Genomic DNA, 16231 nt, shown 5'->3' with positions numbered 1-16231 from the left:
GGCTTCGCATGTACTCCCTGCTGTTCAACCTGTTCTTCAAGCGCCTCGATCCCGAACAGGCCCACCACCTCGCCTTCGGGTGGATCCGGCTCGCCGCCCGGATCCCCGGTGTGCGCACCTTCGCCGCGGCGCTGCTCGCGCCGCGGCACCCCGCACTGCGCACCGAGGCGCTGGGCCGCCGGATGCACGGCCCCTTCGGGCTGGCCGCCGGCTTCGACAAGAACGCCGCCGGCATCGACGGGCTCACCATGCTCGGCTTCGACCACGTCGAGATCGGCACCGTCACCGCCCAGCCGCAGCCGGGCAACCCCAGGCAGCGGCTGTTCCGCCTGGTCGCCGACCGCGCCCTGATCAACCGCATGGGCTTCAACAACGAGGGCTCCGCCGCCGTCGCCGCGCGCCTGGCCGCCCGCAAGGCGGTCTTCCCGACCACGGTCGGCGTCAACATCGGCAAGACCAAGGTCGTCCCGGAGGAGGAGGCGGTCGCCGACTACGTCACCTCCACCGAGCGGCTCGCCCGGCACGCGGACTACCTCGTCGTCAACGTCTCCTCGCCCAACACCCCCGGACTGCGGAACCTGCAGGCCGTCGACCACCTCCGGCCGCTGCTCGGCGCCGTCCGTGAGGCCGCCGACCGCACCGTGACCGATCGCCGCGTCCCCCTGCTGGTCAAGATCGCCCCGGACCTCGCCGACGAGGACGTGGACGCCGTCGCCGAGCTGGCCCTCGACATCGGCCTGGACGGCATCATCGCCACCAACACCACCATCGCCCGCGACGGCCTCGGCCTGCGCTCGGACGCCTCGCTGGTCAAGGAGACCGGCGGACTGTCCGGCGCCCCCCTCAAGGAACGCTCCCTGGAGGTGCTGCGCCGCCTGTACGCCCGCGTCGGCGACCGCATCACCCTCGTCGGCGTGGGCGGGGTCGAGAGCGCGGAGGACGTCTGGCAGCGCATCCTGGCCGGCGCCACCCTCGTGCAGGGCTACAGCGCCTTCGTCTACCGAGGCCCCTTCTGGTGCCGCACGATCCACCGGGACCTGGCCGGACTGCTGCAGGCCAGCCCGTACGCCACCCTCGCCGACGCCGTCGGCGCCGAGACCCGGAAGGAAGCCACCCCGCGATGAACCCCGAGCCCTTCGGCGCCCGGTTGCGCCGCGCCATGGACACCCGTGGACCGCTCTGCGTCGGCATCGACCCGCACTCCTCCCTGCTCTCCGACTGGGGCCTGCAGGACGACGTCGCCGGACTGGAGCGCTTCACCCGCACCGTGGTGGAGGCGCTGGCCGACCGGGTCGCCGTCCTCAAGCCGCAGAGCGCCTTCTTCGAGCGCTTCGGCTCGCGCGGCATCGCCGTCCTGGAGACGGCCGTCGCCGAGGCCCGCGCTGCCGGTGCCCTGGTGCTGATGGACGCCAAGCGCGGCGACATCGGCTCCACCATGGCCGCGTACGCGGCCACCTACCTGGACCCTGCCTCGTCGCTGTTCTCGGACGCGGTCACCGTCAGTCCGTACCTGGGGTTCGGGTCGCTGCGCCCCGCCCTGGACGCCGCCCGGGCGAGCGGCAGCGGCGTCTTCGTGCTCGCCCTGACCTCCAATCCGGAGGGCGCGGAGGTGCAGCGGTCAACCACGGCGAGCGGCGCGTCCCTCGCGCAGGTGATGCTGAACCACATCGCGGCGGAGAACGAGGGCGACCTGCCGCTCGGATCGGTCGGCGCGGTCGTCGGCGCGACGCTCGACCAGGCGGGTGTGGACCTCGCCGTGAACGGACCGCTGCTCGCCCCCGGCATCGGGGCCCAGGGCGCGACGGCGGCCGACCTTCCGCGGGTCTTCGGGGAGGCCGTGCGCAACGTCGTGCCGAGCGTCAGCCGCGGCGTGCTGAAGCTCGGACCGTCGGTCTCCGCACTGCGCGAAGCGGCGGAACGCGAGGCCGCACAGCTCGCCGAAGTCGTCAAGTAGCGGTCAAGACGTCCGGAAACCTGCGCAGATTTGTCCGAAAAGTCCTGGTCGGTTGACGCTGACCAGGACTTTTCTTCTTGTTTGCGCTGACTGACGCCGCTCGGGCCGCTAGTCTCCGTCGAGAGCGCGCAAGCTGCGCGTTTCACGTTGCCCCTGCAGGTGGGGGGCGACTAGGTTCCACACCGGTCCGTATCCGACAGTTCTACTTCCGAGGTGACGTAGGCGTGGCTCTTCCGCCCCTTACCCCTGAACAGCGCGCTGCCGCGCTCGAGAAGGCCGCCGCGGCTCGCCGGGAGCGCGCCGAGGTCAAGAATCGGCTCAAGCACTCCGGCGCCTCGCTGCACGAGGTCATCAAGCAGGGCCAGGAGAACGACGTCATCGGCAAGATGAAGGTCTCCGCCCTCCTGGAGTCCCTGCCCGGCGTGGGCAAGGTCCGCGCCAAGCAGATCATGGAGCGGCTCGGCATCTCCGAGAGCCGCCGGGTCCGTGGGCTCGGCTCCAACCAGATCGCATCCCTGGAGCGCGAGTTCGGCAGCCCCGCTGCCTGACGTTCCCAGCACCCTCCGGGAACCGGGATAATCGCTCCATGAGTGAACGTCCGCGGCTGACCGTGCTCTCCGGCCCCTCGGGGGTCGGCAAGAGCACGGTCGTCGCTCATATGCGCACAGTCCACCCCGAGGTGTGGCTCTCCGTCTCGGCCACCACCCGCAAGCCCCGTCCCGGTGAGGAGCACGGGGTGCACTACTACTTCGTCGAGAACGACGAGTTCGACAAGCTCGTCGCCAACGGCGAACTGCTGGAGTGGGCCGAGTTCGCGGGGAACCGGTACGGCACGCCGCGCCAGGCGGTGCTGGAGCGCCTGGAGGCCGGCGAGCCGGTCCTGCTGGAGATCGACCTGCAGGGCGCCCGCCAGGTCCGGGAGTCGATGCCCGAGGCGCAGCTGGTCTTCCTCGCGCCGCCGAGCTGGGACGAGCTGGTCCGCCGGCTCACCGGCCGGGGTACCGAGGCTCCCGAGGTCATCGAGCGCCGGCTGGAGGCCGCGCGGGTCGAGCTGGCGGCCGAGCCGGAGTTCGACACCACCCTGGTGAACACCTCCGTCGAGGACGTCGCGCGCGAGCTGCTAGCCTTGATGGCTGTAGTCTGATCTTTTTGCACCCAATCGGAAGGTAGAGCGTGTCCTCTTCCATCACCACGCCCGAGGGCATCATCAACCCGCCGATCGACGAGCTGCTCGAGGCAACCGACTCGAAGTACAGCCTCGTGATCTACGCGGCCAAGCGTGCCCGTCAGATCAACGCCTACTACTCGCAGCTCGGCGAGGGCCTGCTCGAGTACGTCGGTCCGCTCGTGGACACCCACGTGCACGAGAAGCCGCTGTCGATCGCGCTGCGCGAGATCAACGCGGGTCTGCTGACCTCCGAGGCCGTCGAGGGCCCCGCTCAGTAACCGCGCCCAGGTGTTTCACCACGGGCCCGGCGGCACGACCGCCGGGCCCGTGGTGTGTCATGGGTGGTACGCACCACGGTCCAACACAGCGCGGGAGAGGTCGATGGGGAAGCCACAGGTCGTCCTGGGTGTGAGCGGCGGGATCGCCGCCTACAAGGCGTGCGAGCTGCTGCGCCGGTTCACCGAGTCGGGCCACGACGTGCGCGTCGTGCCCACGGCCTCGGCGCTGCACTTCGTCGGAGAGGCCACCTGGTCGGCACTGTCGGGCAACCCCGTCTCGACCGAGGTGTGGGAGAGCGTCCACGAGGTGCCGCACGTGCGCATCGGACAGGGCGCGGACCTCGTCGTGGTCGCCCCCGCCACCGCCGACGTGCTCGCCAAGGCCGCCCATGGGCTCGCCGACGACCTGCTCACCAACACCCTGCTCACCGCGCGCTGTCCCGTGGTGTTCGTGCCCGCCATGCACACCGAGATGTGGGAGCACGCCGCCACCCAGGAGAACGTGGCGACGCTGCGCCGCCGCGGCGCCATCGTCCTCGAGCCCGCGGTCGGCCGCCTCACCGGCGTCGACACCGGCAAGGGCCGGCTGCCCGAGCCCGCAGAGATCTTCGAGGCCTGCCGCCGTGTGCTGCTGCGCGGTCCCCGGGCGCTGGAGACCGATCTGGCCGGACGTCATGTCGTCATCAGCGCCGGCGGCACCCGCGAGCCCCTCGACCCCGTCCGCTACCTGGGCAACCGCTCCTCCGGCAAGCAGGGCTACGCCCTGGCCCGCACGGCCCTGGCCCGGGGTGCCCGGGTCACCCTGGTCGCCGCAAACACCGGCCTCGCCGACCCGGCGGGGGCGGACGTGGTGCGCGTGGGCACGGCGGTGCAGTTGCGCGAGGCCGTGCTGAAGGCCGCGTCCGACGCCGACGTGGTCGTGATGGCGGCCGCCGTCGCCGACTTCCGCCCGGCGCGTTACGCCGAGGGCAAGATCAAGAAGAAGGACGGCGAGGAGCCCGCACCCGTGGAACTGGTGCGCAACCCCGACGTGCTCGCCGAGCTTTCAGCCGAACGGCCGCACCCCGCCCAGATCGTCGTCGGCTTCGCCGCGGAGACCGACGACGTCCTCGCCAACGGTCGCGCCAAGCTCGCCCGCAAGGGCTGTGACCTGCTGGTCGTCAACGAGGTGGGGGACCACAAGGCCTTCGGATCCGAGGAGAACGAGGCCGTCGTGCTCGGCGCGGACGGCAGCGAGACCGCCGTGCCGTACGGGCCCAAGGAGGCGCTGGCCGAGCAGGTCTGGGACCTGGTCGCCGCCCGCCTGCCGCGATGACACTTCGGGGCGGTACGTGTCCGCTACTGGCGTTCCGTCCCGAGGTGATGCACAGTGTCGCAGGTCACGGCATATCCAAGGTGCGAGATGCCGTGTCCCTGCACATGGTCGACAGATAAACTGACCCATGGCCCGCCAGGCGCAGCCCTGTGCGAGCCGCCAATGATCAGCCAGCAGCCGCTGCAACCCCAGGGAGCGATGTGTCCCGCCGCCTGTTCACCTCGGAGTCCGTGACCGAGGGTCACCCCGACAAGATCGCTGACCAGATCAGCGACACGATCCTCGACGCGCTGCTCAAGGAGGACCCCTCCTCGCGCGTCGCCGTCGAGACGCTGATCACCACCGGTCTGGTGCACGTCGCCGGAGAGGTCACCACCAAGGGATACGCGGACATCGCGACCCTGGTGCGGAACAAGATCCTCGAGATCGGCTACGACTCGTCGAAGAAGGGCTTCGACGGCGCCTCCTGCGGTGTCTCGGTCTCCATCGGTGCGCAGTCCCCGGACATCGCGCAGGGCGTCGACACGGCGTACGAGAGCCGGGTCGAGGGCGATGACGACGAGCTCGACAAGCAGGGTGCGGGCGACCAGGGCCTGATGTTCGGCTACGCCTGCGACGAGACCCCCGAGCTGATGCCGCTCCCGATCACGCTGGCGCACCGGCTCTCCCGGCGGCTGTCCGAGGTCCGCAAGAACGGGACCATCCCCTACCTCCGCCCGGACGGCAAGACCCAGGTCACCATCGAGTACAACGGCGACAAGGCCGTGCGCCTCGACACCGTGGTGGTCTCCTCGCAGCACGCCAGCGACATCGACCTCGAGTCGCTGCTGGCGCCCGACATCCGCGAGTTCGTCGTGGAGCCGGAGCTGAAGGCGCTGCTGGACGACGGCATCAAGATCGACACTGACGGGTACCGGCTGCTGGTCAACCCGACCGGGCGCTTCGAGATCGGCGGCCCGATGGGCGACGCCGGGCTCACCGGCCGCAAGATCATCATCGACACCTACGGCGGCATGGCCCGCCATGGCGGCGGCGCCTTCTCCGGCAAGGACCCGTCCAAGGTCGACCGCTCCGCCGCCTACGCCATGCGCTGGGTCGCCAAGAACGTCGTCGCCGCGGGCCTCGCCTCGCGCTGCGAGGTCCAGGTCGCCTACGCGATCGGCAAGGCCGAGCCCGTCGGCCTGTTCGTGGAGACCTTCGGCACCCACACCGTGGACCACGAGAAGATCGAGCAGGCCATCGGCCAGGTCTTCGACCTCCGCCCGGCCGCGATCATCCGCGACCTCGACCTGCTGCGCCCGATCTACTCCCAGACCGCGGCGTACGGCCACTTCGGCCGCGAGCTGCCGGACTTCACCTGGGAGCGCACCGACCGCGTCGAGGCGCTGCGCCAGGCGGCCGGCCTCTAGGCCCTGCCGTCGGGGGCCCGCCCGCCCCACGGCCTGACGACGGCCCCGGACCCCATCGGTCCGGGGCCGTCGGCGTGCGCGGGGACACCTCCGGCGGCGTCCGGTGTCCGACGCGTCTGGTAACACTGAGGCTGTGAGCAGCGAGGACGACCGGCAGGTGTCCCCGGCGGCGGAGCCGCACGGGGGAGAGCAGCTCGCCCTCATCCGGGAGACCGTGCGCAAGGCCAAGGAGCCCCGCGCCAAGCCGCGGACCTGGCGGGGCGCGGCGCTGGCCGAGGGGCTGCCGGTGGCCCGCGTCCTGGTCGACAAGGGCCTGCTCCACCTCGACCAGTACTTCGACTACGCGGTGCCCGCCGCTATGGACGCCGAGGCGCGGCCCGGCGTGCGCGTCCGGGTGCGCTTCGGCGGCCGCGTGGGCAAGGGCGGCCGCCGCGAGGGCGGGGAGCTGCACGACGGCTTCATCGTGGACCGCCTCCCCGAGAGCGACTACCGCGGCCCCCTCGCCCCGCTCGCCCAGGTCCTGTCGCCCGAGGAGGTGCTGACCCCCGGGCTGCTGCGGCTGTGCCGGGCCGTCGCCGACCGCTACGCGGGCGCCCTCGCCGACATCGTGCAGCTCGCGGTGCCACCGCGCCGGGCCAAGGTCGAGGCGGAGCCGGTACGGGAGCCACTGCCCGTTCCCGGCGCGCCCGAGCCCGGGCCGTGGCGGCGCTACCCGACCGGGCCGGCGTTCCTGCAGGCGCTGGCCCGCGGCGACACCCCGCGGGCGGTGTGGACGGCGCTGCCCGGGCCCCACTGGCCCGAGGAGATCGCCCGCGCCATGGCGGCGACGCTCGCCTCGGGACGCGGGGCGCTTGCCGTCGTACCGGACGGCCGCGCGGCCGCCCGCGTCGACGAGGCGCTGACCGCGATCGTCGGGGAGGGCCGCCATGTGCTGCTGACCGCCGACGCCGGGCCGGAGGAGCGGTACCGCCGCTGGCTGGCGGTGAGCCGGGGCAGCGTACGCGCCGTCGTCGGCACCCGGGCCGCGATGTTCGCGCCCGTGGCGGAGCTGGGGCTGGCCGTGCTCTGGGACGACGGCGACTCCAGCCACGCCGAGCAGCACGCACCGCAGCCGCACGCCCGGGACGTCCTGCTGCTGCGGGCCGCGGAGGAGCGGGCGGGCTTCCTGCTCGGCGGCCTCACCTGCACCGTGGAGGGCGCGCAGCTGGTCGACACCCAGTGGGCGCTGCCGCTGACCGCACCGCGCGAGCGGGTCCGGGCCGCCGCGCCCCTGGTCCGTACCGTCGGCGAGGGCGACGAGGCGCGGGACGCCGCGGCGCGCGCGGCGCGGCTGCCGTCGGTGGCGTGGCAGGTGACGCGGGACGCGCTGCAGCGCGGCCCGGTGCTGGTGCAGGTGCCCCGGCGGGGCTACGTACCGCGGCTGGCCTGCGAGCGCTGTCGCGAGCCCGCCCGGTGCGCGCACTGCGCGGGACCGCTGCAGCTCGGCGACGGGGAGAGCGCGCCGCACTGCGGCTGGTGCGGGCGGCCCGAGGCGGCCTGGCACTGCAAGGAGTGCGGCGGCTTCCGGCTGCGTGCGCAGGTGGTCGGTGCCCGGCGCACCGCCGACGAGCTCGGCCGGGCCTTCCCCAAGGTGCCGGTGCGGACCTCCGGTCGGGACGGCGTACTCGCCTCGGTGCCGGGCACGCCCTCGCTGGTGATCTCGACCCCGGGCGCGGAACCGGTCGCGGAGGGCGGCTACGCCGCGGCGCTGCTGCTGGACGGCTGGGCGCTGCTCAACCGCCCGGACCTGCGGGCGGGGGAGGAGACCCTGCGCCGCTGGGCGGCCGCGGCGGCGTTGGTGCGCCCGGCCGGCGAGGGCGGCACGGTGGTCGTCCTCGGGGAGCCCACGCTGCGTCCCGTGCAGGCCCTCGTCCGCTGGGACCCGGTCGGCCACGCGGTGCGCGAGCTGGCCGAACGCGCCGAGCTGGGCTTCCCCCCGGTCTCCCGGATGGCCGCCGTCAGCGGCCGCCCCGCCGCCGTCGCCGACCTGCTGGCCACGGTCCGGCTCCCGGAGGGCACCGACGTGCTCGGTCCGGTGCCGCTGCCGATCACCGATCCCGCGCGGCCCCGTCGTTCCGGGGACACCCCACCCGGTGAGCGCTGGGAGCGCGTGCTGCTGCGCGTGCCGCCGGGCAAGGGCTCCGCCCTGGCTGCCGCCCTGAAGTCCGCGCAGACCGCCCGCATCGCCCGCAAGGAGCCCGACCCGGTCCGGGTCCGCATCGACCCGCCCGACATCGGCTAGCGCCCCTGGCGGCGCGTAAGGCGTCGGCGATGGCGGCGCCGCGTCGCCGTCCGCGTGGGGAGCCCGCCCCGCGTGGCGCCCGTGGCGGGAGTCGGCCGGTGGAGGGTGCGTCTCGTCGGGCCGGCCCCGCGCGGTGTCTCCGGCCGATGGCGTTGCGTCGAGTCCGCGCAGACCGCCCCGGATCGCGCGCGGGGAGCATGACCTGGGTGAGGCCCGGTTGTGTGAGGCGGCCGGGTGGAGCGGGTGCCGCGCGGTAGTGGCGCCGCCCTGGCGGGCGTTGCACTCCGCGGGGGCGCTCGCATCAGCCGCTGCCGGCCGGACCCGGGTGGGGACCCGGCGGTGGGTGCGGGCGGAGAGAGCCGATCACCGGTGCCGGGCGGTCCTGCTGTTCGAGGGGCACCCATCGCGCGGGCCTGGGGAGTGGGCGCTGCCGGGTGTCCCGGCCGGCAATGGCGCCGCCTTGGCCGTACGCGGGAGCCCGGCCCGGGTGGCGCCCCCGTCCTGAGGGAGCGCCGCGGGGTGGCTGCGGCCGGGGAATTGCGCTTGACGCACCGTCCTAGGGTTCCGGGTATGACCAGCACGCTCCGTCTGGAGAAGATCACCCCCGACAACGTCGGCGCCGCGATCGCCCTGAGGGTCCGCCTCGACCAGGAACACCTGGTGGCGCCGGTCGTGAAGTCCCTCGCGGAGGCGTACGCGTACGGGGAGACGGCCTGGCCCCGGCTGATCGTCGACGGCGACCGGATCGTCGGTTTCCTGATGGCCTTCTTCGACATCGACTTCGCGGCCGACGGAACCGGCACCGACCTTCGCTCCGGTCTGTGGCGCCTCGCCGTCGCGGCGGGCGAACAGGGCCGTGGCTACGGCAGGTTCGCCGTCGAGTCCGTGGCGGCGGAGATCCTGCGCCGGGGCGGCACCCGGGTCACCACCACCTGGCATCCCGGCGAGGACGGCCCGGAACGTTTCTACCTGGGGCTCGGCTTCCGGCCCACGGGGGAGTCCAGCGGCGGCCAGACCGTGGGGGAGCTGGCTCTGGATCCGGCCCGGCTGCCCGTGGAGCACCGGCGGCCCTGACCGCGGTGCGTCCGTACCCGTACGCGCCCGTACGCGCCCGCCCCGGCGGCCGTCCTGTCGGCGTGGCGGGCGGCGGGGCGGGCGTGCCCGGGGAGCCGCCGGATCAGCCCGTGCGCGGGGAGGGGACCGCTCCGGGGACGGCCTCGTCGCGGGGGGCGGGGGCGGCGTGCGCGGGCATCGCGCGGGCCGCGGGCACGGAGGGCAGCACCGCCGGGGCCGGGGGGTCGCCGTGCACCTCCGCCACGGCCGCTCCGGGCGGCGCCGAGCGCCGGTTGCCGTACCGCCGGTGGACGGCCTGCTTGGTGACGCCCAGCGCGGAGCCGACGGCGTCCCAGCTGAAGCCCAGGGAGCGGTCGAACTCGACGGCCGCGGTCACCAGGGTCTCGACGCTGTCCCGCAGCTCCTGGGCGAGCCGGACGGTGGGAGCGGGGGCGCGGCCGTAGACCACGAATCCCGCGGACGGCCCGCCCCGGCGGGGACGGTAGACGTTGCCCAGCTGGGTGGTGAGGGTGCGCAGCGCGTCGACCTGTCGGCGGACCCGCTCGATGTCCCGCACCAGCAGGTGAAGGCTCGCCCTGGCCTGGGCGTCATGAGTTGCGTGTTCGGGCATCAACTGGCCTCTCGAACCGGCTCTTGTGGGTCAAACTCCATTGACCAACGCGCCAGACTCCCGTGGAGTCACGCATCAGGGGCGCATCGCACCCTTCGGGGGGCGTGCGCAGGGGTGCGCGCCCCCACCCCACCGGCCCATAGACTGGGGCGGTTGCCCTGTCCCCGTCCGACCACGGAGCCACCGCGTGTCCATCCAGCCGATCCGCCTCTTCGGCGACCCCGTGCTGCGCATGACGGCGCAGCCCGTGACCGTCTTCGACAAAGAGCTGCGCACCCTCGTCAAGGACCTCGAGGAGACCATGAAGGACGCCCCCGGCGCAGGCCTGGCGGCTCCTCAGATCGGCGTCTCGCTGCGGGTGTTCACCTACCACGTCGACGGCGAGCTGGGCCATCTGGTCAATCCGGACCTCAGTCTGAGCGAGGAGGAGCAGGACGGCCCCGAGGGCTGCCTGTCCCTGCCCGGGCTGCGCTTCGACACCAAGCGGGCCCACGGCGTCGTCGCCCGGGGCTTCAACATGCACGGCGACCCGGTGACCATCGAGGGCACCCAGCTGCTCGCCCGCTGCATCCAGCACGAGACCGACCACCTCGACGGCATCATCTTCATCGACCGCCTCGACCGCGAGCAGCGCAGGGCCGCGATGAAGGCGATACGCGAGGCCGAGTGGGCCGGTCGGCCCGCGCCCCAGGTCCGCGTCTCCCCGCACAGCACCTTCGGCCGCGCACTGTAGGGCCGCGCACTGCAGAAAGGCACCCCGCACGCATGAGGCTCGTCTTCGCCGGCACCCCCGAGGTCGCCGTTCCCGCCCTCGACGCCCTGATCGCATCCGGCCGGCACGAGGTCGTCGCCGTCGTCACCCGGCCGGACGCCACGGCGGGGCGCGGCCGCAAGCTCGTCGCCAGCCCGGTGGCCCAGCGCGCGCAGGAGGCCGGCATCGAGGTCCTCAAGCCCGCCAGGCCCCGCGACGAGGACTTCCTCGCCCGGCTCCGGGAGATCGCCCCGGACTGCTGCCCGGTCGTGGCCTACGGCGCGCTGCTGCCCCGCGTCGCCCTCGACGTGCCCGCCCACGGCTGGGTCAACCTGCACTTCTCCCTGCTCCCCGCCTGGCGCGGCGCTGCCCCGGTGCAGCACGCCGTCATGGCGGGCGACGAGGTCACCGGGGCCGCGACCTTCCTCATCGAGGAGGGCCTGGACTCCGGGCCGGTGTACGGCGTCGTCACCGAGGACGTCCGGCCCCGCGACACCAGCGGCGACCTGCTCACTCGGCTCTCGCACAGCGGTGCGAAACTGCTCTCCGCCACCATGGACGGCATCGAGGACGGCGCGCTGGTCGCCCGGCCGCAGCCCGCCGAGGGCGTCAGCCTGGCGCCCAAGATCACCGTCGAGGACGCCCAGGTCGACTGGAACGCCCCGGCGCTGCGGGTGGACCGGCTGGTCCGGGGCTGCACGCCGGCGCCCGGTGCCTGGACCCTGTTCGGTGGCGAGCGCCTCAAGATCGGCCCCGTCACCCTGCTGCCCGAGCGCACCGACCTGGCGCCCGGCGAGCTGGAGGTCACCAAGCGCGCCGTGTACGTGGGCACCGGCAGCCACGCCGTGGAGCTCGGCGAGGTGCGTCCGCAGGGCAAGAAGCCGATGCCCGCCGCCGACTGGGCGCGCGGCGTCCGCGTCCCCTCCGGCGACCGGCTCGGCGCCTGACCGCGTCTGCCACGTACGCTCGAAGCGGGGCGCACCGCGTCCCGCCGTACCACCGACACTTCCGGAGCACCTTCCACGTGAGCGAACCGTCACGCCGCCGACCGCAGCCCGCCGCCCGTCAGGGCCGCACCCAGGGCAGGCCCCCGCAAGGCGGCCGGCCCTACCGCAAGCCCCAGCGCGACCCCGTGCGCATCCTGGCGTTCGAGGCGCTGAGGGCGGTCGACGAGCGCGACGCCTACGCCAACCTCGTCCTGCCCTCGCTGCTGCGCGAGGCCGAGGCCGAGGCGGCACGCAAGGGCCGGGAGTTCGACCGGCGCGACGCGGCCCTCGCCACCGAGCTGGTCTACGGCACCCTGCGCCGTCGGGGCACGTACGACGCCGTGATCGCGGCCTGCGTCGACCGGCCGCTGCGCGAGGTCGACCCGCCCGTGCTGGACGTGCTGTCGCTCGGCGCCCACCAGCTCCTGGGCACCCGCATCCCCAGCCACGCCGCCGTCTCCGCCACCGTCGAGCTGGCCCGCGTGGTCCTCGGCGACGGGCGCGCGAAGTTCGTCAACGCGGTGCTGCGCCGGATCGCCGCACAGGAGCTCGACGCCTGGCTGGACGAGGTGGCGCCGCCCTACGACGAGGACCCCGAGGACCACCTCGCCGTCGTCCACTCGCACCCGCGCTGGATCGTCTCGGCCCTGTGGGACGCCCTCGGTGGCGGCCGCGCGGGCATGGAGGAGCTGCTCGCGGCCGACAACGAGCGCCCCGAGGTCACCCTCGTCGCGCGCCCCGGCCGCGCCACCCCGCAGGAGCTCGCCGACGCGCTTCCCGAGGACGCCACCCTCCCCGGCCGCTGGTCCCCGTGGGCGGTCCGGCTCGCCGAGGGCGGCGACCCCGCGACCATCGAGGCGGTGCGCGAGGGCCGCGCCGGCGTCCAGGACGAGGGCAGCCAGCTCGTCGCCGCCGCCCTGGCCGCGGCCCCGCTCGGCGAGGGCCCCGACCGGCTCTGGCTGGACGGCTGCGCCGGCCCCGGCGGCAAGGCGGCCCTGCTCGGCGCGCTCGCCGCGGAGCGTGGGGCGGCCCTGGTCGCCTCCGAGAAGCAGCTGCACCGGGCCCGGCTGGTGGCCCGCGCCCTGGCCGGCAACCCCGGGCCGTTCGAGGTGATCGTCGCCGACGGCACCCGGCCCGCCTGGCGCCCGGGCGCCTTCGACCGTGTCCTGGTCGACGTGCCCTGCACCGGCCTCGGCGCCCTGCGCCGCCGCCCCGAGGCGCGCTGGCGCCGGCGCGCCGAGGACGTCCCGGGCTTCGCGCCCCTGCAGCGCGGCCTGCTGGAGTCCGCCCTGCGCGCGGTGCGCGTCGGCGGGGTCGTCGGTTACGCGACCTGCTCCCCGCATCCGGCCGAGACCCGTGCCGTCGTGGAGGACGTCCTGGGCCAGCCGGGGGCCGTCCCCGCGGAATGGGTCGACGCCCGCCCCCTCATGCCCGGGGTCCACGACCTCGGCGAGGGCCCCGACGTCCAGCTCTGGCCCCACCTGCACGGCACCGACGCGATGTACCTCGCCCTGCTGCGCCGCACAGGGGAATGACCGCGCGGGTGCGGCCCGGACATCCGGGCCGCACCCGCGCGGCGGAGGCTCAGCAGTAGAGGTTGGCACCCTGGCTGACGCCCAGGATCGCCGTGAACTGCTGGTACTTGCTCACCCGGCTCTGCACCTGCGCCGGGTTGCGGCCGTCGCATTCCAGCGATCCGTTGATGGAGCGGATCGTCTGGCCGAAGCCCGCCTGGTTCACCATGGCGTTGTGCGGGGTCATGGTGCCGGGGCCGCTCTGGGTGTTCCAGTACCAAAGGCCCGTGCGCCAGGCCACGGCCGCGTCCTGCTCCACGCGCCAGGGGTTGCCCAGCAGGTCGATGCCGAGGGCGTCGCCCGCCGCCTTGTAGTTGAAGTTCCAGCTGAGCTGGATCGGACCGCGGCCGTAGTACGCGGCCTGGCCGGCCGGGCAGCCGTAGGGCTGGCCCCAGTCGCAGTAGTGCGGGTAGTTGGCCGTGTTCTGCTCGACCACGTACACCAGCCCGCCCGTCTCGTGGCTGACGTTGGCGAGGAAGGCGGCGGCCTCCTGCCTCTTCACGGTGTCGCTGCCGGAGTTGGCGAAGCCCGGGTAGGAGCTCAGGGCCGCGACCAGGCCGCTGTAGGTGTAGAAGCCGTTGCGGCCCGGGAACATCTGGTTGAACTGGGCCTCGCTGACGACGAATCCGGACGGGTTCGTGCCGCCACCGCCGCTCGCGGGGGCGTTCCACTTCTGGTTCGCCCCGCCGGTGCAGGTCCAGATCTGCAGCCGGGTGGCGTTGGCGGAGTTGTTGTCCCGGACGTCCAGGCACTTGTTGGCGGCGGGGTTGACGATGTCGCGCGCAGCGGTGACGACCCACTGCTGGTTGGCACTGCCCGCGCAGTCCCACAACTGGACCGCGGCCCCGTCGGCGGTGCCGCGGTCGACGACGTCGAGGCACTTGCCGAGCGCGCGCAGCGTGCCGTCGCCGGGGTTGGACCAGCGCTGGGCGTTGGTCCCGTTGCAGTCGTAGAGCTGTACGGCGGTGCCGTTGGCGCTGTTGGCCGCGGCGACGTCGACGCACTTGCCCGCCAGGCCGCTGATCTGGCCGTCCGCCGCGCGGGCGGTCGGCGTCGCGACGAACAAGGTGGCCAGGAGCGCCGCGAGGACGGCGAACACCGCGGACGGACCCAGGACGGTACGCCCTGCGGGGAGCCGTCCGGCGAGGGACGTGGACATGGGGGAGTCGCTCCTTACCCGGCCGGAGGCCGCGGTCGTGGGGGAGGGAGCTTGGCGGGGGGTGCTCCGCACGGCGGGCACGGGTCTTTCCGAGGAGGTCACGCACGGGCGCGGCGCGGCGTGCGTCGTGTCCGGGGCGGCGTGGACTTCCCTGCTGCGCCGTCCCGTTGAGCCCAGCTAGGTCTAGACCATGCCAGGATGACGGGGTCACGTCAAGACTTGAAGGAACGGGCGGGCCCGGCCCCCGCGGCGCCACGACACACCCCTGTCCTGCGCCCCCGGCCCCAGCGGCGAGAATCATCCTGGAACGGCAGGCCCCGAACCACTGATCCGGCAGGCCGCGCGCCGCGCGGCCGCCGGCAGCCGGGCCGTACAGGAAGGAACGACCGCGATGCCCGCGGAGAGCAACTGGGGCGGCAACGTCGCCTTCACCGCACGAAGCCTCCACCACCCCGAGTCCGTCACCGAACTGCAGGAGATCGTGGCCCGGTCCCCACGGGTGCGCGCCCTCGGGACCCGGCACTCCTTCAGCACCGTCGCCGACACCGACGGCGAGCACGTCTCGACCTCGCGGCTGCCCGCCGTGATCGACGTCGACCGCACCGCCCGTACCGCCACGGTCGCCTCGGGGCTGCGCTTCGGCGAGATCGTCCGCACGATCGACGAAGCGGGTCTGGCGCTGCACAACCTCGGCTCCCTGCCGCACATCTCCGTCGCCGGTGCGTGCGCCACCGGCACGCACGGTTCCGGCACCGGCCGGCGCTGCCTGGCCGGCGCGGTCAGCGCGCTGACCATGGTCACCGCCGACGGCGGGCTCGCCGAGATCCGTCGCGGCGAGCCCGACTTCGACGGCTCCGTCGTCGCCCTGGGCGCACTGGGCGTCGTGACCCGGCTGACCCTCGACCTCGTCCCGTCCTTCGCCGTGCGCCAGACCGTCTACGAGGACATGCCGAAGCAGGAGTTCCTCGGGAACTTCGACACGGTGATGTCGGCGGGGTACAGCGTGTCGGTCTTCACCCGCTGGCGGGACCGCGCCGTCGACCAGGTGTGGCTCAAGGAGCGGGTCGACGCCGACGGGGCCGAGCCCGTACCGCAGACGTGGTTCGGGGCCACCGCGGCCGACGGGCCACGGCACCCGATCCCGGGGATGCCCGGCACGCACTGCACCCCGCAGCAGGGCCTGGCCGGCCCCTGGTACGAGCGGTTGCCCCACTTCCGCCTGGAGTTCACCCCGAGCAGCGGCGAGGAGATCCAGTCGGAGTTCTTCGTCGACCGGCGCGACGCGGTGGCGGCGTTCGACGCCCTGTGGCGGGTGCGGGAGCGGTTCTCGTCCGAAGTGCTGATCGGCGAGATCCGCACCGTGGCGGCCGACTCCCTCTGGCTCAGCCCCGCCCACGGACGTGACAGCGTCGCCTTCCACTTCACCTGGACCCCGGACGTCGCGGCGGTGACGCGGGCGGTCCAGGTCGTCGAGGAAGCCCTGCGCCCCTTCTCCGCCCGTCCGCACTGGGGCAAGTTCTTCACCCCGTCGCCCGCCGCACTGCGCGAGCTCTACCCGCGCTACGACGACTTCCGGCAGCTCGTCGCCCGGTTCGACCCCTCAGGGGTCTTCCGCAACGCCTTCATGCGCGAGCACTTCCCGGACTGACCGGGCCTTCGCGCGCGGAGCGTC

At 73.8% G+C, this 16231-nt stretch carries 15 protein-coding genes; 13 read left to right on the top strand and 2 right to left on the bottom strand.

Features of this window, described 5'->3' with window-relative positions:
* The first annotated feature begins 8 nt into the window (after nucleotides 1-8).
* The 9 genes from AC1VWI_RS10855 to AC1VWI_RS10815 all read left to right on the top strand — a co-directional run bounded on the left by AC1VWI_RS10855 (nucleotide 9) and on the right by AC1VWI_RS10815 (nucleotide 9479).
* Entirely contained in the window at nucleotides 9-1124 is a 1116-nt protein-coding gene (locus tag AC1VWI_RS10855) for a quinone-dependent dihydroorotate dehydrogenase (RefSeq protein ID WP_499510766.1), read from the top strand.
* On the top strand, nucleotides 1121-1954 hold the full coding sequence (gene pyrF / locus AC1VWI_RS10850; protein ID WP_499510765.1) for an orotidine-5'-phosphate decarboxylase: 834 nt from the start codon (nucleotides 1121-1123) through the stop codon (nucleotides 1952-1954). The genes AC1VWI_RS10855 and pyrF overlap by 4 nt, the downstream gene beginning before the upstream one ends.
* 224 nt (nucleotides 1955-2178) lie before the next feature.
* Nucleotides 2179-2502: an integration host factor gene (locus AC1VWI_RS10845; RefSeq protein ID WP_018564176.1), complete on the top strand. Its 324-nt coding sequence runs from the start codon at nucleotides 2179-2181 to the stop codon at nucleotides 2500-2502.
* Nucleotides 2503-2540: 38 nt separating this feature from the next.
* On the top strand, nucleotides 2541-3098 hold the full coding sequence (gene gmk / locus AC1VWI_RS10840) for a guanylate kinase (RefSeq protein ID WP_499510764.1): 558 nt from the start codon (nucleotides 2541-2543) through the stop codon (nucleotides 3096-3098).
* Between the two features lie 29 nt (nucleotides 3099-3127).
* Complete coding sequence (gene rpoZ, locus AC1VWI_RS10835; protein ID WP_030610454.1) at nucleotides 3128-3400, top strand: DNA-directed RNA polymerase subunit omega; 273 nt, start codon at nucleotides 3128-3130, stop codon at nucleotides 3398-3400.
* 103 nt (nucleotides 3401-3503) lie between these two features.
* The gene (gene coaBC / locus AC1VWI_RS10830; protein WP_499510763.1) at nucleotides 3504-4715 is read left to right on the top strand and encodes a bifunctional phosphopantothenoylcysteine decarboxylase/phosphopantothenate--cysteine ligase CoaBC; all 1212 of its coding nucleotides are present in this window, start codon (nucleotides 3504-3506) and stop codon (nucleotides 4713-4715) included.
* Between the two features lie 200 nt (nucleotides 4716-4915).
* The gene (metK, locus tag AC1VWI_RS10825) at nucleotides 4916-6124 is read left to right on the top strand and encodes a methionine adenosyltransferase (protein WP_499510762.1); all 1209 of its coding nucleotides are present in this window, start codon (nucleotides 4916-4918) and stop codon (nucleotides 6122-6124) included.
* 133 nt (nucleotides 6125-6257) lie between these two features.
* On the top strand, nucleotides 6258-8405 hold the full coding sequence (locus AC1VWI_RS10820; protein ID WP_499510761.1) for a primosomal protein N': 2148 nt from the start codon (nucleotides 6258-6260) through the stop codon (nucleotides 8403-8405).
* Between the two features lie 570 nt (nucleotides 8406-8975).
* Complete coding sequence (locus AC1VWI_RS10815; RefSeq protein WP_499510760.1) at nucleotides 8976-9479, top strand: GNAT family N-acetyltransferase; 504 nt, start codon at nucleotides 8976-8978, stop codon at nucleotides 9477-9479.
* Between the two features lie 103 nt (nucleotides 9480-9582).
* Here the strand turns inward: AC1VWI_RS10815 and AC1VWI_RS10810 are convergent, their stop codons facing one another.
* Nucleotides 9583-10089, bottom strand: a complete 507-nt coding sequence (locus tag AC1VWI_RS10810; RefSeq protein WP_499510759.1) for a hypothetical protein — start codon at nucleotides 10087-10089, stop codon at nucleotides 9583-9585.
* 187 nt (nucleotides 10090-10276) lie between these two features.
* Between AC1VWI_RS10810 and def the strand changes: the two genes are divergently transcribed.
* The 3 genes from def (at nucleotide 10277) to AC1VWI_RS10795 (ending at nucleotide 13361) form a co-directional block, all read left to right on the top strand.
* The gene (def, locus tag AC1VWI_RS10805; RefSeq protein ID WP_499510758.1) at nucleotides 10277-10822 is read left to right on the top strand and encodes a peptide deformylase; all 546 of its coding nucleotides are present in this window, start codon (nucleotides 10277-10279) and stop codon (nucleotides 10820-10822) included.
* Nucleotides 10823-10854: 32 nt separating this feature from the next.
* Nucleotides 10855-11787, top strand: coding sequence for a methionyl-tRNA formyltransferase (fmt, locus tag AC1VWI_RS10800; RefSeq protein ID WP_499510757.1), 933 nt, complete (start codon nucleotides 10855-10857; stop codon nucleotides 11785-11787).
* 77 nt (nucleotides 11788-11864) lie between these two features.
* The gene (locus tag AC1VWI_RS10795; RefSeq protein WP_499510756.1) at nucleotides 11865-13361 is read left to right on the top strand and encodes an RsmB/NOP family class I SAM-dependent RNA methyltransferase; all 1497 of its coding nucleotides are present in this window, start codon (nucleotides 11865-11867) and stop codon (nucleotides 13359-13361) included.
* 49 nt (nucleotides 13362-13410) lie between these two features.
* Here AC1VWI_RS10795 and AC1VWI_RS10790 read toward each other — a convergent pair whose 3' ends face one another.
* On the bottom strand, nucleotides 13411-14559 hold the full coding sequence (locus AC1VWI_RS10790) for a glycoside hydrolase family 19 protein (protein ID WP_499510755.1): 1149 nt from the start codon (nucleotides 14557-14559) through the stop codon (nucleotides 13411-13413).
* A 391-nt stretch (nucleotides 14560-14950) separates the two neighbouring features.
* On the opposite strand from AC1VWI_RS10790, the gene AC1VWI_RS10785 reads away from it, so the two are divergent.
* Nucleotides 14951-16207, top strand: coding sequence for a D-arabinono-1,4-lactone oxidase (locus AC1VWI_RS10785; protein WP_499510754.1), 1257 nt, complete (start codon nucleotides 14951-14953; stop codon nucleotides 16205-16207).
* Nucleotides 16208-16231: the final 24 nt, after the last annotated feature.

Source organism: Streptomyces sp. TOM-9, assembly GCF_056858595.1.
This window is presented reverse-complemented; position numbering and strand designations above follow the sequence as displayed.